Origin of the sequence: Streptomyces endophyticus, from assembly GCF_035798155.1 — a bacterium.
Lineage (GTDB): Bacteria > Actinomycetota > Actinomycetes > Streptomycetales > Streptomycetaceae > Streptomyces > Streptomyces endophyticus.
The window spans coordinates 123,044-140,997 of sequence record NZ_JAOZYC010000088.1 but is presented as its reverse complement, the minus strand read 5'-3'; the positions used below and the strand labels follow the sequence as shown (position 1 = coordinate 140,997).

The following is a 17,954-nucleotide window of genomic DNA, read 5'->3' as shown; positions in this document are numbered from 1 at the left end:
TGCGGTACCCGGGCTCAAGACTCCGCCCGGGCGATCCTGATGGCGCTCGGCTCCTCCGTTTCTTCCCTCTGGGATCACTCACTTACCTACTGCGGGTACTGCTCGGTGGCCTGCGGTAGCGCCACTTTCCGGCAGCCAGCCCCGTCGCCCGTCCTGCGTCTGCTCTGGCTTGGAACCCCACTGCCGAACTTCCCGGTGCGCGCGTCCGCAGCCGACGCCTTCACCGAGGTGCTGCTCACTCAACTGCACTGCTGGATCCTGCACTTGCGGGTACTGCCACTGCGGTACTGCTCACGGCGGCCCCTGATCACTGCGGGCCACCCGGTCCGGTCGCCAGCCCCGTCGCCGTCCTGCAACAACCCTGGCTTCGAAACTCCACCACCGCACCGTCCTGCGAACTGCAACTGCGGTACTGCTGCCCTGCAGTTCATCTCTGCCGGGCTTGCTCGATCTCGGCTACAAGAGAAACCATAACCACACCACCCACCAATGTCTACTCCAGCCACTACAGATTTCCGCGTGTTCGACGGTGAGGTAATCGACCTCGAACAGTGATGGGGCGGGCCGGCAATACCGAGGCGCCATCGCGGTCGCTGACATTCGCCGGGCTCACACAGACCGCCAGGGCCAGACCGAGTGTGTCGACCAGGAGGTGGCGCTTGATACCCAGCACCTTCTTGCCACCGCCGTAGCCGTGCCAGCCACCACGCTCGGTGGCCTTGACGCTCTGACTGCCCAACACCCCGTCACTCAGCGTCGCCTCACGCCCCTGTCCGGTACGCTCCCGCTCCCGCAGCGCAGCAGGAATCTCCTCCCAGAGCCCCTCCATTCGCCATTGCCGCCAGTAGTGAGACACGGTCTGCCACGGCGGGAAGTCGTGTGGCAGCAACCGCCAAGCGCAGCCGGCCCGAACCCAGTACGCCAGTACATCGAGAATCTCCCGACGTGGATGCTTCGGCGGCGGCACGAGCGGAGCCGACACCGCCCACTCGGTGTCGGACAGATCTGTTGGGTAGACACACCGATGCCCGGCCGCCGTCACGGGTGGGTCGTGGTGTCGCGGGCCGCGAAGGCGGCCGGGGTGAGACCGGTGCGGTCGCGGAAGAAGCGGCCGAAGTTCGCGGCATCGGAGAATCCGAGGTGGGCGGCCACGGTCCGGGCGTCCCACTGCGCATGTCCCAGCAGGCGCCGGGCTTCGAGCAGGCGCCGCTCGTCGATGAGCTCACGCACGCCCTTGCCGGTGGCTTGCCGAGCGGCGCGGCTGAGGGTGCGCACCGAGCAGCCGAGCAGCTCGGCGTAATCCGTGGCCCGGTGCAGTTCGCGGAAGTGCAGCTCCAGGGCGTCCATGAACCGGCCGTACGTGTCGGCGCGACCCGTGTCGGCCATCGCACCGGTGGGCGTGAGCCCGGGGGAGTCGGTCAGGCGCAGCAACAGCGATTCGAGCAGGCTGCGGCGCAGGGCGTGGTGGACATCCAGGGGGCGGCGCCCCAGTGCCCGGTGTTCGTCCAGGAGTTGGAGCGCCGTCTGCTGGAGCCAGGCGGCGTCGTCGGGGTGCGGGCTCAGCACGGCGGGGGCCGCGTGTGCGGTGAGCGGGGCGAGCAGGCGGGCGATGTCGGGCCGCAGTACATCCGGTTCGAACAGGATGAACGAGCCGCGGGCGGCGCCGAGCGGATGCCAGCACTGCGTGTGCCCGGGGCGTACCCACAGCCACTGGCCGGGGGCGACGGTCCGCGTGAGGTGGTCGACGTCGTGCCGCAACTCGCCCTCGGTGACGGCGATGAGGTAGTGGAAGGTGGCGCGGCCCGGACGGGGCGGGTTCCACGGCCAGTCGTCGTGCTCGGCGAAGAAGTCCTCGACGGTACTCACCTCGAGGCCGTACGGGGTGCCGACCGGGGGCTGGAAACCGTACAGCGGAACTGCGGTCGGTCCGGCTGGGCAGGCCTGTCCGTTCGCCGTGGGGTGTCGCTTGTCGACCATCATATGTCCGCAGCCTACTGCCCTTTTTGTCGACTTCGAGGGAAGGATGGGGTGTGCCGCAGCGACCACCCCGTGAGGAAGACAACGCCCCATGACCATGAACGGATCGACCCTGCACAAGACCGCCGCCGACTGCGCCGAGGAGCTTCCCGGAGCCCAGCTGGAGCATCCCTTCGGAGACGACTGGGAGGTCTTCAAGGTGCGCGGCAAGGTGTTCATGCTGATGACCGAGGTCCCGGGGCGCCCCGTTGTGATCCTCAAGGCGGACCCCGGCGAGGCCCACGCCCTGCGGGAGCAGTACCGCCACATCAGCCCCGGCTACCACATGAACAAGAAGCACTGGATCACGCTGGAAGCCGGGGAAGGCGTCGACAAGGAGCTGGTCCAGGAACTCGTCACCGACTCCTACCGGCTGGTCGTCGCCCGCCTGCCCAAGGCCCAGCAACCCGTCGACCCGCACACCTACGGCGCCGGCAGGCAGGCCGCCTCGTGAGCGCGGGAGGCGACCGGCTCCAGGACACCGCCCGCCAGGCGGCCCTGGCCCTGCCCGGTGTCAGCCACGGATACCCCTTCACGCCCGCACTCGACGTGTACAAGGTCGCGGGCAAGGTGTTCCTCATCGTCACCGACGACCCGGACGAGCAGATCATCACGGTCAAGTGCGAACCCGAACACGCCCGCGCACACGTACACACCCACGCCTCGATCACACCCGGCCGCTACCTCGACAAACGCCACTGGATCTCGCTGGGCCCTGGACCCGGCATCACCAAGAGACTGGTCACCGACGCGGTGGAGGACTCCTACAACCTGGTCGTCGAGCGGCTGCCCGGGCGCGACCGGCCCCTTGCCGGATGAGCGCCGCAAGCGGGCCCACGACCCGCTGAGCCCACGCCTGTCAGTGCCCCGTGCAAGGCTTGCCACAGCTGCACGCTCGCACACCTCCGCCCGCGATCCGAGAGACCGATGGAACCGACCGAAGCGACCCTGCCGATCTTCGACGAGGAGCCCACCCGGCCACTCGCCGACCGCCTGCGCCCCACCCGCCTTGACGAGGTCGTCGGCCAGGACCACCTCCTGGCCCCGGACGCCCCTCTGGGCCGCATGGTCGCCCAGCAGCACCTGACCTCCGCCGTCCTGTGGGGCCCGCCCGGCGTCGGGAAGACGACCATCGCCCGGCTCCTCGCGGACGCCGGCAACCTGGCCTTCGAGCCGGTGTCGGCCACCTTCTCCGGCGTCGCCGAGCTGCGGAAGGTCTTCGCCGCCGCCCGCAGCCGCCGCACCATCGGCCAGAGCACTCTGCTGTTCGTCGACGAGATCCACCGCTTCAACCGCGCCCAGCAGGACAGCTTCCTGCCCTACGTCGAGGACGGCACGGTCACCCTGATCGGCGCCACCACGGAGAACCCGAGCTTCGAACTCAACGGCGCCCTGCTCTCCCGCACCCAGGTCCTCGTCCTCAAACGCCTCGACGAAGCCGCACTGTCCACCCTCCTCGACCGCGTCGAGCACCTCACCGGCCACCAACTGCCCCTGGACGACGACGCCCGCCACGCCCTGATCGCCATGGCCGACGGCGACGGCCGCTACCTCCTCAACATGGCCGAGCAGCTCCAGGCCCTCCCGGACCCCGGCACCCCCCTGGACACCGCCGCGCTCGCCCACCACATCCAGCAGCGCGCCCCGCTGTACGACAAGGCGCAGGAGGGTCACTACAACCTGATCTCCGCGCTGCACAAGTCGATGCGCGGCTCCGACCCGGACGCGGCCCTGTACTGGCTCGCCCGCATGCTCGACGGCGGCGAGGACCCGCTGTTCGTGGCCCGCCGCCTGGTCCGTTTCGCAAGCGAGGACATCGGCATCGCCGACCCGCACGCCCTCCAGCAGACGCTTGCCGCCTGGGACGTGTACGAGCGACTCGGTTCCCCTGAGGGCGAGTTGGCGATCGCCCAGGCCGTTGTTTACCTCGCCACGGCCCCCAAGTCCATCGCCGTCTATCGCGGCTTCAACGCGGCCCACCGATCCGCCCGCCGCACCGGCTCACTCATGCCGCCCGCCCACCTCCTCAACGCCCCGACCCGGCTGATGAAGGACCTCGGCTACGGCAAGGACTACCAGTACGACCCCGACACCACCGACGGCTTCTCCGGCGCCGACTACTTCCCCGACGGCATGGACCACGAGACGTACTACCAGCCCACCCGCAACGGCTACGAAGCCCAGATCAGCGAACGCCTGCGCCACTGGGCCGCCCTGCGCAGGCAACGCCGAAACCCCGAGGGCTGACGCCCGTTTCGGCCCCGCCCGGTGTCCCGGTGTTGGAGCACCGGGTGCCGAGACCGACGCCTTCACCGGCGCGAACCCGCAGCCCCGTCTGCGGAGTTCGCGCCCTGTATGGAGGTGCCGTCAGCCGGTCGGCGATTGCCTGGGCCGCCCCAGCCCACTGTGAGGTCAGACCGCCATGCTGCCCATCTTCCAGACCGTCAGGGACGCGACGGTGCTGCCCTCGCCGAAGAGACGCAGGCCGAGCGAGTCCGTGCGGGACGGGTACGCCCGGGTGGTGATCGAGCGGTGGGTGTTCGCGTACGCCTCGATGATCGAGCGGTCGACGAACACGTCCAGGGTCAACGTGCCGTCCACCAGGGTGAGTTGGCCCTTCTGGACGCCGAGGTCCGGCACGGCGCTGGAGACGTTGCCGGAACGGGTCCGGTCCACTCCGAACTCCTTGGCTGATGTGTCGTAGAAGAGACGGGTGCGTTCTTCGTCGCCCGGGCTGCGCAGCACGTCGAGGCCGAGCGTGGCCGCGCTGCCCGCCTCCAGTGTCAGCTTGATGTGGAGCAGGTCGCCTTTGACCGGGGCGAGGGCGGTGTTCGCGTCGGAGAGGGAGGTGGGGGAGTCGATGCTCACGAGGGGCGCGCCGTCGTGGAGGCCCGCCACCTCTGTCACGGGCTGGAAGGCGAGTTCGCCGTCCGCCCGCTGGGACAGCACGATCGGCAGGCCCGCGTTGTGCGCCCAGCCGGAGTCGTAGTGGCCCTGTTCGGAGCGGCGGTCCTGGGCGATGGTGAAGACCAGCGAGCGTCCCTTGTCGTCGATCGTGCCGCTGGGGCCGGTGAAGTGGTCGCCGTAGTCCAGGAGTTGGGGATCGGTGGTGTCCGGGTTCCAGGTGCGGGAGCCGGCGTCCCAGGTGCCGACCCAGTAGAAGACGTACTTGCTGCTGTACTCGCCGGGCCCCGCGGGGAAGGCCGGATTGACGAGGAGAGCGCGGCGCTCGCGGCCCTGTGCGTCCTTCCCGATCGGCAGGAAGGTCGGCAGTTCCCACACCTGCCCGGTCTTCGGGTGGGCCGCCACGTCACCGACCATCAACGGCCCTCGGTACGTCCAGTCGGTGAGGTTGGTGGAGGTGTAGAGCAGTGCGGTGCCGCCGATGTCGGTGCCCGAGGAGGTCTGGACGCCGGAGCCCACCAGCTGGAACCAGGTGTCGCCCTCCTTCCAGACGAACGGGTCGCGGAAGTCACCGAAGCGGACCTTGCGGCCGGCGCCGACGTCGAGGTCCTCCTTCTGACTGATCACGAGCGTGGGGTGCATCGTCCACTGCGCGAAGTCGGGGTCGCTGGGGTCCGCGGGGCGGGCGAGGCCGACAGCCTGGTTGGGGCGCTGCGAGTCGTTGCCGGCGGTGAAGAGGAGGGCGGGGACGCCGTTCGCGTCGAGGGCCGAGGCGCCGGACCAGACGCCGTCGGGCGCCACGCTGTCGGCGGTGGGCGCGAGGGCGACGGGCAGGTCGCGCCAGTGGACCAGGTCCTTGCTGACGGCGTGTCCCCAGCAGATGTTGTGCCAGTACGGGCCGTGGGAGTTGTGCTGGTAGAAGAGGTGGTACTGGCCGTCGACCTGGATGGGTGCGTGCGGTTCGTTCATCCAGTGGTTGGGTGCGGTGAAGTGGAAGGCCGGGCGGTAGCGGTCGCCGTCGTAGCGCGAGCGGTTCATCGTCAGGGCGGCTGCGGCCTTGGGGATCGTGCCGCCGTCGAATGTCTTGAGGTCTGCCTGGTGGTTCGCCGCGACCTCGGCGTCGGTCAGGGCGCCGCCGTGCAGCTTCAGTTCGTCGATCAGGCCGTTGAACATGTTGACCGCGAACGTGCCGTTGATGATGGCGGGTTGGTTGTGCCGGCCGACGAGCAGCGGGACGTCCGCCTTGCTCAGTCGCGCGGTCGTGGGGATCGCGGTCTGGGTGACCGGTTCACCGTTGAGGTACAGCCTGAGCGCACCGTTTGCGGGGGAGAAGACGGCGGCGATGTGTGCCCACTCGCCCGCGGCCAGCGCGGCCGACTTCGGCACGGTGACCTCGTGCCAGGCGTCCGACGTACCGATCGCGAACTGCCAGACGCCGTGCCGGCCGACGCCCAGGCAGAAACCGCGCCGGGCGCCCTTGTCCTGCTGGTTGATGATGACGGAGGGCTTGCCGTCGTCGCCCCACTCGAAGGCGCGCGGCGCGACCCAGGCTTCGACGGTCAGCCCGTCGGTGGGGAGCGTGGTCTCCGCGGCTCCGCGTGCGATCCAGGTGGAGTAGCCGTCGAAGAGCAGAGCGCCGGAAAGAACCCCGTCCGCCCGCTGCTTCGCGGTCCACAGCGGGTCGCTGTCCGGCTTGTAGACAGCGTCGTTGAAGACGTAGTTGATCGGGTTCGTGGACTGCGTGACCTGTTCCCGGGTGGCCGCGCCGGTCCCTTCGGTGAAGTCCCAGTAGGCGGTGAGGCCCGCGGCCTTCGGTCGGCGTTTCCGCGCCGAGGCGGCGGCGGGCTGAGCAAGCGGAACGAGGGCGCCTCCGGCGGCGACGGACAGGACGCGCAGGACTGTTCTTCTCTTCATGGCGGCTCCTGAGTGGGCAGTGATGCCAAATCGGTTTACCTCTGTGGATCGCAGGCATCGTTCGGCCGCTGGAGCTGCTAACGCAAGAGCTAACGCAGAGTGGGTTACGCCGACGTGTCTCAAGAGCGTGACCAACTACCCATAGAGGCCACCCTTGTTGATCGTCGGTGTCCGAGACATTGACAGGGCGTGGCGCGAGCAGCATCCTCAACCGCACTTGCTAATCCGATTTAACGGAGGTCTGGAAGCCGATGCCCGGGAACCGCGTGACCATGGCCGACGTCGCCCGCCGTGCAGGGGTGTCTCCGACGACGGCGTCCTTCGCGCTCTCCGGCCGCACCGACATGCGAATCTCGGACGCGGCCCGGGACAAGGTTCTGGCGGCGGCGGCCGACCTGGGGTACCGCCCCAACGTCACGGCGCGCAGCCTGCGTACGAAGTCGAGCCAGACCATCGGCTTCGTCTCCGACACCATCACCACGACCCCCTTCGCGGGCGAGGTGATCCGCGGCGCCCTCGACGCGGCGCGAGAGAAGGACCACCTGCTGTTCATCACGGAGACGGGCGGCGACCGGGCGGTGGAATCCGGCCTGGTCAACGGCCTGTTGGACCGACAGGTCGACGCGGTCATCTACGCCGCGATGTACACCCACTACGTCACCCCGCCCCCCGAACTGCACGGCCGGCGCGTGGTGCTGCTCAACTGCCTGGCCCCCGGCTTCGACGCGCCGTCGGTGATCCCGGACGAGATCGAGGCGGGCCGGACGGCGGGCCGGACGCTGCTGGCCGCGGGACACGCCGGCGGGATCTGGGCCATCGGCGGCCATCAGGCCATCCCCGCCTCCCCGGACGGCAACTTCGCGGGCCTGGAACGCATGCGGGGCCTGCAGGAAGTCCTGCGGGACGCGGGGGGCAGGCTCGACGGCGTGGTCGAATGCGACTGGAATGCCGAGGACGGCTACCGGGAAGTGTCCCGCCTGCTCGCCGAAGGCCACCGCCCCCGCGCCCTGGTGTGCTCCACCGACAGGGTCTCCTTCGGCGCCTACCAGGCGCTCGCCGAGGCCGGCCTGTCCGTCCCGCAGGACGTCTCCATCGTGTCCTTCGACGACCAGGACATCGCCGGCTGGCTCAAGCCGACGCTCACCACGGTCGCTCTGCCGCACCTTGAACTCGGCCGCAGGGCCGTCGAGTTGATCCTCGGCGACAGCCCTCTGGGTGCATCGACCCACCGCGTCCTCATGCCCCTGCGGGAGCGCGCTTCCGTCGAGCGTCCCCGGCCGACCGACTGAGAACAGCGTCTCAGCACATGCGGTGGGGCCGGGCTGCCACCCGACCCCACCGCAGCTCATCCGTGCCCTTCAACTCAAGAACGGACGAACCTCAATGCGCAGAACCATCGTAGTCGCGGCCTGTGCCGCCCTGGGGCTGACCATCAGCGGTTGCTCAGGATCCGGCGACACCGCCTCCTCGTCAGGCTCCTCGTGCGACGGAAAGATCGACGGAAAGCGGACGATCAGCACCTTCTACCACGGTGGAGGTGCGGAGAAGAAGACGTTCCTGGGCGTGGTCAAGGACTTCAACGCGAGCCAGGACCAGGTCACCGTGAAGGTGCAGAGCGTCCCCGAGGGCACGTACAACGACGCCGTCCAGGCCGCCTCCGCGTCCGACAAGCTGCCCGACGTCCTCGACTTCGACGGCCCCAACCTCTACAACTACGCCTGGAACGGCGACCTGATACCGCTCGACGACTGCCTCAAGGCGGGAACCCGCAAGCAGCTGCTGCCCTCGATCATCCAACAGGGCACCTACGACAAGAAGTTGTACGGCGTCGGCGCCTTCGACTCCGGCGTCGTCCTGTACGCGTACAAGTCCGCCCTGAAGAAGGCAGGCGCCCGCATCCCCACCGGCGTCGACGACGCCTGGAGTGCCGCCGAATTCACCGACATCCTCGGCAAGTTGAAGAAGGCGGGCTACGCCAAGCCCCTCGATACACACATGTGGTACGGACGGCAGGGGGAGTGGTTCTCCTATGCCTTCAGCCCCATCGTCCAGTCCGCGGGCGGTGACCTGATCGACCGTGAGGGATACCAGACGGCGGCCGGAGCGCTGGACAAGCCCGAGGTCGTCAAGGCGATGAAGACCTTCCAGTCCTGGTACACGAAGAAATACGTCGACACCGAGGCCCAGGACGACACCCCGTTCCTGAAGAAGACCAGCCCGATCGCCTGGAACGGCATGTGGGCCTACAAGAACGGCTACAAGAAGGCGGCCGGCGACGACCTCGCCGTCCTCCCGCTCCCCGACTTCGGCACCGGCTCGAAGACCGGCATGGGCTCCTGGCAGTTCGGCATCACCCGCAAGGCCGAGGATCCCGACGCGGCCGCGGCGTTCCTGGAGTACCTGCTCACCAAGAAGAGCCTGCTCACCATGTACGACGCCGTGGGCGCGCCGCCCTCGACCACGGCGGCGCTCAAGGACACCGACATCTACGCTCCCGGCGGCCCGATGAGCCTGGTGACCGACAGCCTCAACCAGGCGCCCAAGGTGGCGGTGCCGCGTCCGCAGACCCCGGCCTACCCCACCATCACGCAGGCGTTCTCGCAGGCCGTCGATGACATCAGCCTCGGCAAGGACGTTCCCGGCGCCCTGAAGAAGGCGGTCGACACGATCGACCAGGACATCAAGGACAACGACGGCTACCCCGTCAAGTGAGACGCACTCCCAGGTGAACGGCCGGTGCGGCGGTGTGCCCGATCCCGCCGCCGCACCGGCGCTCCACGCTCCACCACCGCACCACGTCCCACGCCTTGAGGTGATCCACCATGTCCCACACCACCCTCGACAAACCTGCGCCGGGGGCGCCACCGCCCCCGGCGAACCGGCCGGCCCGGCGCCGCACACTTTCCGGGGCGAGCAGTCGGGGCCGCGTCGCCGCACTCCTGTTCTCCGTCCCGGCCGCGGCCCTGCTGGCCGTCTTCCTGATCTTCCCGTTCGTCTCCGCCGTCGTCCTGTCGTTCACCAACCAGCGCCTCGCCTCCCCGCTCCCGGTGGAGTTCAGCGGCCTGGAGAACTACCAACGCATCTTCACCGACGCCCAGTTCTGGCGCTCGTTCGGCAACAACACCCTGTTCGCGGTCATCGTCGTCCCCGTACAGACAGCGGTCGCCCTGGCCCTGGCCGTCCTGGTCAACCGCCAGCTGCGGATGCGCCTCTTCTTCCGCACCGTCTACTTCCTGCCCACCGTGACGGTGATGGCCGTCGCCTCGGTCGTGTGGAAGGTGCTGCTGCTTCCCGACTCCGGCCTCGTCAACGGGGTGTTGGGCACGCTGACCTTCGGACACCTGCACCCCGGCTGGCTGTCCAGCACGAGCTGGGCGATGCCTGCGATCGTGCTGACCTCGGTCTGGCAGGGCGTCGGCTTCCAGATGGTGATCTTCCTGGCCGGTCTGCAGGCCATCCCCGCCTCGCTGTACGAGGCAGCCCGGGTCGACGGCGCGGGCGCATGGCAGCAGTTCCGCCACGTCACACTCCCCGGCCTGCGCAACACCCTGGTGTTCGTGATCAACGTGACGGCGATCTTCGCCTTCCGCCTGTTCGACCAGGTCTACATGATGCCGCAGTTCCCCGGCGGCCCCACGGACTCCACGCGCACGATGATGCTGCAACTGCTGCAGACCGGATACACCCGGCGCATGATCGGCCAGGCCTCCGCCATCGCCGTCGTCTTCTTCCTGTTCGTACTCGCCGTCACGCTCATCCAGCGCCGGCTCGGCCGTGAGGAGCGCGCCGTCCGATGACTCTCTCCACCACTCCCGGACGCGGCTCGACGCGGCCGGCTCCGAAGCGCCCCCGCCCTGCCCACAACCTCCTGCTCCACTACCTCATTTGCGGTCTTGTCGCGCTGGTCATGCTGCTCCCGCTGGCCTTCATGTTCGCCGGAGCGCTCAAGCCCAACGCCGACGTCCTGGCCGACGGCGGCAGTTGGCGCGCGCTGATCCCGCTGCACCCGACGCTGGAGAACTTCACCAGCGCCTGGGAACGCTCGAACTTCGGCCGCCTGCTGCTCAACTCCCTTGTCGTGTGCGGCGCCACGGTCGGACTCGGCCTCGTCGTCAACAGCATGTTCGGCTACGCGCTCGCCCGGCTGCGCTGGACTGGCCGGAACATGGTGCTCGCGGCTGTGGTCGCACTCATCATCATCCCGTTCGAGGCGCTCGCCATCCCCCTGCTGCTGATGATGACGCAGCTGGGATGGCTGGACACCTACCAGGCGCAGATCGTTCCCTTCATCGCCAACCCGTTCTTCATCTACCTCTTCTACTCGTTCTTCCTCGCGCTGCCCCGGGAACTGGAAGAGGCCGCCCGGGTGGACGGGGCCGGTCCCTGGCGGACCTTCCGCAGCATCATCGTGCCGCTGTCGAAGCCCGCGTACGCCTCCGTGGCGATCCTCAGCTTCCTGATGACCTGGGGTCAGCTCCTGTGGCCGGTGATGGCCACGCGCAGCGAGGACGTACGGCCGCTGCCGGTGGGCATGTCCGTCTTCCAGACACTGCCGCCGCTGCAGTGGGGAGACATCATGGCGTTCGCCGCGATGATGACCGTCCCGACCCTCGTGGTGTTCCTGATCTTCCAGCGCGCCTTCGTGCAGGGCGTGGCGGCGCAGGCGGTCAAGGAGTGACCAGTATCGAACCTTTCGAAAGGCGGCCCATGGCCGACGACCGCATTCGGGACCCGCACCTGCCCGAGGTGCACCTGAGGCCGCCGGCCAACTGGATCAACGACCCCAACGGTCTCGTCCACCACGACGGTTGGTACCACGTCTTCTTCCAGCACAACCCGCAGGCGCCCACCCACGACCGCGTCCACTGGGGCCACTACCGCAGCCGGGACCTGCTGCGCTGGGAACCCCAACCCCTCGCGTTGTCCCCCGACTTCGGGCTGCCCGACGAGGACGGCTGCTTCTCCGGCAACGCCGTCTCGCACAACGGCCGGATCACCGCCTTCTATTCGGCCCACCGGGTCGGCCGCCCCTGGCAGCCCGTCGCCGCGGCCGATTCGGGCCCGGACGGGAGCACCTTCGTCAAGCGCCCCGAACTCCTGGTGGCGGACCCGCCGTCGGGCGTGACGACGTTCCGCGATCCGTACGTCTGGCGGGACGGCGACCACTGGCGCATGCTCGTCGGAGCCGGATACGCCGACGGCGACGGCGCCGCCCTCTCGTACACCTCACCAGACCTCACCGACTGGACCTACGAGGGGCCTCTCCACCGCCGGGCGGACACCACACCGAATGCCCCCGCGCTCCGCACGGGGGAGGCATGGGAGTGTCCCCAACTGGCCGTCTACGACGACGGACGCGCCCTGCTGCTCACGAGCGCCTGGTACCAGCGCACGGGTCCATCGCACGTGGTGGCCTGGCCCGGTCACCGCGAGGGCGGCGACTTCCGCTTCCCGGCCACCGCGACCCGTTTCGACCACGGACCCGACTTCTACGCCCCTGCCCTGATGCGCGCCCCGGACGGACGGTGGCTGTTGTGGGGCTGGTCCTGGGAGGCGCGTGAGGACTCGTGCGCCAAGGAGGCGGGCTGGGCCGGAGTCCTGACCGTCCCCCGGGAACTGACCCTGCGCCCCGACGGAGGCCCGCACCAGGCGCCGGCCCGTGAGCTGGACGGTCTGCGTACGAGTACGTGGCTGAAGGCCACGCGCGCACAGCCCGGGACCACATCGGTGCTGGGCAGTGTCGGCCCCGCGGCCGACATCAGCGTCCGCCTCGGCTTCGCCCAGGAAGCGGCCTGGGGGCTGCGGATCATGTGCGGGGCGGGAAGGACCGATGACGACGATCACGCCGATGACACCGGCTACTTGGACCTGGAGATCCGGGACGGCGCATTGACGGTCGACCGCGGAGGCGCCTCCGCCGATACCCGCGCCCACGTGGGCGCTTACCGGATGCCACTGCCCGAGCTCACCCCGGGCGAGGAAGGGGAGGTCGAGCTGCGGATTATCCTCGACCACTCCATCGCGGAGATCTTCAGCGGCTCCGGTGAGGCGCTGACCCTGCGCTTCTATCCGGCGCGGAGCGACACATGGACCCTGGTCTCCCGCGGCATCGCGAGCGATCCGGTCGAGGTGACGCTGACGGCGCACGCGCTGAGGACGCCGGAGGCCGCCGCGGGCGCGTAAGGCGCGGTTGCGGCACGGAAGTTCGGGACCGGGACCGGGACCGTACGTTTCGCGTCAGCCGCGTACGTATGGTCCCGTCGACCGTCCACTCGTTCAGTCCTGTGGGGCTCGAAAAGTTATCGCCGCAGGTCAAGCCGCGTACTGGTACTGGCTGATGACTCCGCCGAGGATACGTGTGTGCAGGAGTTTGCACGGCGTGCCCACGGGCAGGACTGGCGGCGCTTGTGGGGCTTCGGGTGGCCGTTGGTCTCGCGACCTGTGTGGCCGGTGGGAGTTGTAGTGCTTCTGGAATTCGGCGAGGACGCGTCGGGCGTGGGCCTCGTTGATGACCAGAACGTGGTCGAGCGCCTCTCGTCGGATCGTGCCGATGACGCGCTCGCAGTGGGCGTTCATGCGCGGCGCCTGGGGTGCACTGAGCAGCACATCGATGCCTTCAGTATCGAAGACGGCGTCGAGGGCGTCGGTGTACTTGCTGTGGCGGTCGCGCAGCAGGAAATCGGAGCGGGAGGCTGGCGAAGGACGGTGCGGTCGATGTCGGTGAATGTGGGCCTGCCGACCTGCCGACCTGCCGTTGCAGGACCAGTAGCTGGTGCCGCAGCGGCAGTACCTCCACGTCCGTCTCTCGGTCGCTCGTCGGCAACAGGCGTGGCAGGGCGAGGGCGTTGGACACTGCGAGCTAAGCCGCGCGCAGCAGCGCGGCACAGGTCATGATGTCGTTCCTGGGCACCCGCGGGGCTTGACCTGGTCAGAGGTCGGTGTCGTGCACGAGGCCGCCGGGCAGCGGGCCACGGTCAGCCGCGCAGTCGCACGCGATAAACCCGGCGACGTCGGCGATCGCCGCCGGGATACTGGTCGCCCATGGATGAGGTCGAAGTCGTCGTCGCCCATTCCGAGCGCGCGACCCTGCGCGTCGGCGACGTGTTCCTGAAGGTGGACGCCGACCAGGCGCGCATCGACGCCGAGGTCGAGGCGATGTCCCTCGCCCCGGTCCCAACCCCGGAAGTCCTGTGGTGCAAGCCGCCCGTGCTCGCGATCGCCGCACTTCCGGGAACGACGCTCGGGCGCCTCGGTGGGCCGTCGACCGGGTCGCCGGCGGCGTGGGCCGCGGCGGGCGCCGCCATCCGGAAGCTGCACGACGCGCCCCTGCCGGCCCGGCGGGGCCAGGCCGGCCGGAGCATCGCCGCGCTGACGGCGGAACTCGACGCCGAATGCGCGTTGCTCGTGACGAACGGTCTCCTGCCCGCCGGCCTGGTCACCCGCAACCGCCAGGTCGCCGAGGCCGCACTCCGGCCGTGGACTCCGGCGTTCACACACGGCGACCTGCAGATCGCGCACGTCTTCGTCGACGGCGACGAGGTCACCGGCATCATCGACTGGTCCGAGGCGGGCCAGGGCGATGCCCTGCACGACCTCGCCACCTTCACACTCGGACACGAGGAGCACCTCGACGACGTCATCGCCGGCTATGGCACCGACATCGACCTCGACGTGATCCACGCGTGGTGGTCGTTGCGAAGCCTGCTGATAGTTCGCTGGCTGATCGAGCACGGCTTCGACCCCTTCGCGCCGGGCTGTGAGGTCGACGTGCTGAGATCCCGAATGTGAGGCTGCGCGGGCCCGCGTGCGGTGAGCGCGTTCTGACACATCGCACGGGCCATCCCCTGGGGCCCCGCCCTTGCCGAATATCTCGTCCGCCTTGGTGGGAGCGGGTGTGCCGGGGTTTGGCGGATGGCGGCTGCGGTCGCTGGAGTCGGCGCTCTCGCGCGGCTGTCGACCACGCGGCGAGATGATCGACCGTGCTGCTGCGACTGACCTACCTGGCTGTGACGAACGCGTTCGTCATGCTGTGCCTGCTGCCGATGAGCAACAGGAGAAGGAGGTAGAGGTCCTCGCCCTGAGTCATCAGATCACGGTGCCGCAGCGCCAACTCGGCCAGGAAACTCGCAGTTCATCCGAGTGATCGGGCATTCCTGGCAGCGCTACCCCTCGACGAGTTGGGCGTCCGCATGAATCGGCATCGCGCCCGTACACAACACCGTCGCCCACGTCGAAATCACCAGCTGTGCCGAGGCGGAAGGGTCGACTGTACCGGCCCTTCTGGCTGTGTATCCCTTCCTGCCGGTGAGTTCACGAGTGCACGTCCAAAGGGTTGACCACGCGTCACGCGGCCCATACGTTCACCTCCGCAATCTCTTGCAGCAAGATGCTGAAAGCGCCTCAATGTCCGTGTGGGCACGGAGCGTTGACCTTCGACTCAGGAGAATCCATGGCCAGAAGATCCATGGCCGCGGCCGCTGCGTTCGCCGTCCTGGCGGGAGCCGCCGCGGCTGTCACGGTCCCCAGCCCGGCGCAGGCGTCCCCGCCCGGAGACAAGGACGTCACCGCGGTGATGTTCGAGTGGAACTTCGCCTCCGTCGCCAAGGAGTGCACCAGTACCCTCGGTCCGGCGGGATACGGCTACGTCCAGGTATCGCCGCCCAACGAGCACATCCAGGGTGGCCAGTGGTGGACCGCGTACCAGCCCGTCAGCTACAAGATCGCGACCAAGTTCGGTGACCGGAACGCCTTCAAGAACATGGTGGACACCTGCCACGCGGCCGGTGTGAAGGTCGTCGCCGACACGGTCATCAACCACATGGCCAACTCCTCCGGCACGGGCACCGGCGGATCGGGCTTCAGCAAGTACGACTACCCGGGCACCTACTCGGGCGCGGACATGGACGACTGCCGCTCCGAGATCAACAACTACGGGGACCGGGGGAACGTCCAGAACTGCGAGCTTGTGGGCCTGCCCGACCTGGACACCGGTGAGGACTACGTACGGGGGCGGATCGCCGGCTACCTGAACGACCTGCTGTCCCTGGGCGTGGACGGCTTCCGTATCGACGCCGCCAAGCACATGCCCGCCGGTGACCTGGCCAACATCAAGTCGCGGCTGAGCAACCCGGGCGCCTACTGGAAGCAGGAGGTCATCGGGGCGACCGGCGAGGCCGTGCAGCCGAGTGAGTACCTGAACAACGGCGACGTGCAGGAGTTCTCCTACGGTCGCGACCTGAAGCGGGTGTTCACCGGCGAGAAGCTCTCCTACCTCAAGAACTTCGGTGAGGGATGGGGCTACCTCCCCAGCGGCAAGGGCGCGGCCTTCGTCGACAACCATGACACCGAGCGCAACGGCTCCACCCTGAACTACAAGGACGGCGCCAACTACACCCTCGCGAACGTGTTCATGCTGGCCTGGCCCTATGGGGCGCCCGACGTGCACTCCGGGTTCGAGTTCAGCGACAAGGACGCCGGCGGGCCCAACAACGGCCAGGTGAACGCCTGTTACACCGACGGCTGGAAGTGCCAGCACGCCTGGCGTGAGATCGCCAGCATGGTGAAGTTCCGCAACACCGCCCGCGGGCAGTCCGTCACCAACTGGTGGGACAACGGCAACAACCAGATCGCCTTCGGCCGCGGGGACAAGGCCTACGTCGCCATCAACCACGAGGGCTCCTCGCTCACCCGCACGTTCCAGACCTCGCTGCCCGCGGGTGACTACTGCGACGTGCAGTCCGGCAAGGGCGTCACCGTCAACTCCTCCGGGCAGTTCTCCGCCACCCTCGGCGCCAACACGGCCCTCGCGCTGCACGTGGGCGCGAAGACCTGCGGCGGCGGGTCGACGGACCCCGGCGACGGCGGGAACACGGCCACCCGCGCGTCCTTCAACGTCAACGCCACCACCGTGCTGGGCCAGAACATCTACGTCACCGGCAACAAGGACCAGTTGGGCGACTGGAACACCGGCAACGCCCTGAAGCTGGACCCGGCCGCCTACCCGGTCTGGAAGCTCGACGTGTCGCTGCCGGCCGGAACTTCCTTCGAGTACAAGTACCTGCGCAAGGACGCGAGCGGCAACGTCACCTGGGAGAGCGGCAGCAACCGCACCGCCACCGTCCCGCCCTCCGGCGCCGTCACGCTCAACGACACCTGGCGCGGCTGACCCACTTGCTGCACTGGCCGCCCGGCAACCTGCCTCTGCGCCTGCCGAAAACTCCATCCGTGCACCTCAATCGGCATGCTGGTACTCGTGGAGGACTCCGCCGAGGCGGTCTCTCCGGCGCGCCTTCAGTTGGGTGATCTGTGCGTTGGAGAGTGGTTCGGGGGGCAGCGCGTAGGGGTGCTGTCTGGTCTATCGCTTGGTGGGGCCGGTGGGCGTTGTAGTGCAGTTCGAATGGGAGGAGCGCGTGGCGTAGATGGCGCTCGTGGGTGACGGTCTCGATGACGTCGCAGGCCAGGAGAGCGTCGGCCTGGGAACGCAGGAAGTCGGCCCAGGTGGTGGCGGCCCGGTCGAGTGCGAGGTCGATGCCCTGGTAGGTGAGGATCTCCCAGACGGTGGAGGCGGCGATCTGGATGCCGAGGGTGGTGAGTTCGCCGTGCACTCTGCGGTAGCCCCACGATGGATTCTCCCGCACCAGGCGCAGGATGAGTTTGCGGATCGAGTGGGCCGTGGGCGGTCGACCGGGTTTCTTCGTCCGGCAGGTGCGGGCATGGCGCCGCTTGGTCAGGTCGCGGTGCCAGCGCAGCACGGTGTCGGGCTGGACCAGTAGTCGTAGCCGGTGCAGGGCCTGACGGGGTAGTGGCGTCAGCAGGGCGGCGGGGAACGCCCGGTCTTCCGGAGTGAGTTGCACCCGGCCCGAACCGAGCTGCCGCTCGAGAACGGTGATCTCGTGGCGAAGGGCGAGGATTTCCACGTCCTTGGCGCGGTCGCTCATCGGCATCAACCGCAGCGCGGCGAACATGTTGGTGACGGTCAGGTACGCGAGACGAAGCAGCACGGGTGCTCATGCTGCCGCACCGTCGAAGACGATCCTGATCTGCATGGACGACATTCTCGGGCAGGCGCAGAGCCGCGGACGCAACGTCTCCACGCCAGAGTGGCCGGATTCACGCGGCGA

15 protein-coding genes are annotated in these 17,954 nt (G+C 68.6%); 10 read left to right on the top strand and 5 right to left on the bottom strand.

Annotated features, from left to right (window positions below; all coding sequences use genetic code 11):
- Positions 1 to 505: 505 nt before the first annotated feature.
- Entirely contained in the window at positions 506 to 1,042 is a 537-nt protein-coding gene (locus OKJ99_RS11510) for an IS5 family transposase (protein ID WP_326015870.1), read from the bottom strand.
- Complete coding sequence (locus OKJ99_RS11505; RefSeq protein ID WP_326015868.1) at positions 1,039 to 1,980, bottom strand: helix-turn-helix domain-containing protein; 942 nt, start codon at positions 1,978 to 1,980, stop codon at positions 1,039 to 1,041. The genes OKJ99_RS11510 and OKJ99_RS11505 overlap by 4 nt, the downstream gene beginning before the upstream one ends.
- A gap of 94 nt (positions 1,981 to 2,074) precedes the next feature.
- On the opposite strand from OKJ99_RS11505, the gene OKJ99_RS11500 reads away from it, so the two are divergent.
- The 3 genes from OKJ99_RS11500 (at position 2,075) to OKJ99_RS11490 (ending at position 4,263) form a co-directional block, all read left to right on the top strand.
- Positions 2,075 to 2,470, top strand: a complete 396-nt coding sequence (locus OKJ99_RS11500) for an MmcQ/YjbR family DNA-binding protein (protein WP_326015876.1) — start codon at positions 2,075 to 2,077, stop codon at positions 2,468 to 2,470.
- Entirely contained in the window at positions 2,467 to 2,835 is a 369-nt protein-coding gene (locus tag OKJ99_RS11495) for an MmcQ/YjbR family DNA-binding protein (protein WP_326015867.1), read from the top strand. Before OKJ99_RS11500 ends, OKJ99_RS11495 begins: the two co-directional genes overlap by 4 nt.
- Positions 2,836 to 2,943: 108 nt before the next feature.
- Positions 2,944 to 4,263 carry a replication-associated recombination protein A gene (locus OKJ99_RS11490; RefSeq protein ID WP_326015866.1) on the top strand — a complete coding sequence of 440 codons (1,320 nt, stop codon included), beginning with the start codon at positions 2,944 to 2,946 and terminating at the stop codon, positions 4,261 to 4,263.
- A gap of 165 nt (positions 4,264 to 4,428) precedes the next feature.
- Here the strand turns inward: OKJ99_RS11490 and OKJ99_RS11485 are convergent, their stop codons facing one another.
- Positions 4,429 to 6,834 carry a GH32 C-terminal domain-containing protein gene (locus OKJ99_RS11485; RefSeq protein ID WP_326015865.1) on the bottom strand — a complete coding sequence of 802 codons (2,406 nt, stop codon included), beginning with the start codon at positions 6,832 to 6,834 and terminating at the stop codon, positions 4,429 to 4,431.
- Between the two features lie 251 nt (positions 6,835 to 7,085).
- On the opposite strand from OKJ99_RS11485, the gene OKJ99_RS11480 reads away from it, so the two are divergent.
- The 5 genes from OKJ99_RS11480 (at position 7,086) to OKJ99_RS11460 (ending at position 13,017) form a co-directional block, all read left to right on the top strand.
- Positions 7,086 to 8,123, top strand: coding sequence for a LacI family DNA-binding transcriptional regulator (locus OKJ99_RS11480; protein ID WP_326015864.1), 1,038 nt, complete (start codon positions 7,086 to 7,088; stop codon positions 8,121 to 8,123).
- Between the two features lie 94 nt (positions 8,124 to 8,217).
- On the top strand, positions 8,218 to 9,546 hold the full coding sequence (locus OKJ99_RS11475; RefSeq protein WP_326015862.1) for an ABC transporter substrate-binding protein: 1,329 nt from the start codon (positions 8,218 to 8,220) through the stop codon (positions 9,544 to 9,546).
- A 110-nt stretch (positions 9,547 to 9,656) separates the two neighbouring features.
- Entirely contained in the window at positions 9,657 to 10,631 is a 975-nt protein-coding gene (locus tag OKJ99_RS11470; RefSeq protein WP_326015861.1) for a carbohydrate ABC transporter permease, read from the top strand.
- Entirely contained in the window at positions 10,628 to 11,512 is an 885-nt protein-coding gene (locus OKJ99_RS11465; protein WP_326015860.1) for a carbohydrate ABC transporter permease, read from the top strand. Before OKJ99_RS11470 ends, OKJ99_RS11465 begins: the two co-directional genes overlap by 4 nt.
- Positions 11,513 to 11,541: 29 nt before the next feature.
- Positions 11,542 to 13,017 carry a glycoside hydrolase family 32 protein gene (locus OKJ99_RS11460; RefSeq protein ID WP_326015859.1) on the top strand — a complete coding sequence of 492 codons (1,476 nt, stop codon included), beginning with the start codon at positions 11,542 to 11,544 and terminating at the stop codon, positions 13,015 to 13,017.
- Between the two features lie 129 nt (positions 13,018 to 13,146).
- Here the strand turns inward: OKJ99_RS11460 and OKJ99_RS11455 are convergent, their stop codons facing one another.
- Entirely contained in the window at positions 13,147 to 13,410 is a 264-nt protein-coding gene (locus OKJ99_RS11455; protein ID WP_407700674.1) for an integrase core domain-containing protein, read from the bottom strand.
- A 465-nt stretch (positions 13,411 to 13,875) separates the two neighbouring features.
- Between OKJ99_RS11455 and OKJ99_RS11450 the strand changes: the two genes are divergently transcribed.
- Entirely contained in the window at positions 13,876 to 14,622 is a 747-nt protein-coding gene (locus OKJ99_RS11450) for a phosphotransferase family protein (protein ID WP_326015856.1), read from the top strand.
- A 661-nt stretch (positions 14,623 to 15,283) separates the two neighbouring features.
- Complete coding sequence (locus OKJ99_RS11445; protein WP_326015855.1) at positions 15,284 to 16,999, top strand: carbohydrate-binding module family 20 domain-containing protein; 1,716 nt, start codon at positions 15,284 to 15,286, stop codon at positions 16,997 to 16,999.
- Here OKJ99_RS11445 and OKJ99_RS11440 read toward each other — a convergent pair.
- The gene (locus OKJ99_RS11440; protein WP_326015854.1) at positions 16,977 to 17,834 is read right to left on the bottom strand and encodes a hypothetical protein; all 858 of its coding nucleotides are present in this window, start codon (positions 17,832 to 17,834) and stop codon (positions 16,977 to 16,979) included. The genes OKJ99_RS11445 and OKJ99_RS11440 overlap by 23 nt on opposite strands.
- Positions 17,835 to 17,954: the final 120 nt, after the last annotated feature.

Excerpts from the sequence above, each read along its gene's own strand:
- OKJ99_RS11505 (WP_326015868.1), bottom strand. The coding sequence starts at position 1,980 with ATGATGGTCGACAAGCGACACCCCACGGCGAACGGACAGGCCTGCCCA.
- OKJ99_RS11500 (WP_326015876.1), top strand. The coding sequence starts at position 2,075 with ATGAACGGATCGACCCTGCACAAGACCGCCGCCGACTGCGCCGAGGAG.
- OKJ99_RS11490 (WP_326015866.1), top strand. The coding sequence starts at position 2,944 with ATGGAACCGACCGAAGCGACCCTGCCGATCTTCGACGAGGAGCCCACC.
- OKJ99_RS11485 (WP_326015865.1), bottom strand. The coding sequence starts at position 6,834 with ATGAAGAGAAGAACAGTCCTGCGCGTCCTGTCCGTCGCCGCCGGAGGC.
- OKJ99_RS11480 (WP_326015864.1), top strand. The coding sequence starts at position 7,086 with ATGCCCGGGAACCGCGTGACCATGGCCGACGTCGCCCGCCGTGCAGGG.
- OKJ99_RS11475 (WP_326015862.1), top strand. The coding sequence starts at position 8,218 with ATGCGCAGAACCATCGTAGTCGCGGCCTGTGCCGCCCTGGGGCTGACC.
- OKJ99_RS11470 (WP_326015861.1), top strand. The coding sequence starts at position 9,657 with ATGTCCCACACCACCCTCGACAAACCTGCGCCGGGGGCGCCACCGCCC.
- OKJ99_RS11465 (WP_326015860.1), top strand. The coding sequence starts at position 10,628 with ATGACTCTCTCCACCACTCCCGGACGCGGCTCGACGCGGCCGGCTCCG.
- OKJ99_RS11460 (WP_326015859.1), top strand. The coding sequence starts at position 11,542 with ATGGCCGACGACCGCATTCGGGACCCGCACCTGCCCGAGGTGCACCTG.
- OKJ99_RS11455 (WP_407700674.1), bottom strand. The coding sequence starts at position 13,410 with ATGAACGCCCACTGCGAGCGCGTCATCGGCACGATCCGACGAGAGGCG.
- OKJ99_RS11450 (WP_326015856.1), top strand. The coding sequence starts at position 13,876 with ATGGATGAGGTCGAAGTCGTCGTCGCCCATTCCGAGCGCGCGACCCTG.
- OKJ99_RS11445 (WP_326015855.1), top strand. The coding sequence starts at position 15,284 with ATGGCCAGAAGATCCATGGCCGCGGCCGCTGCGTTCGCCGTCCTGGCG.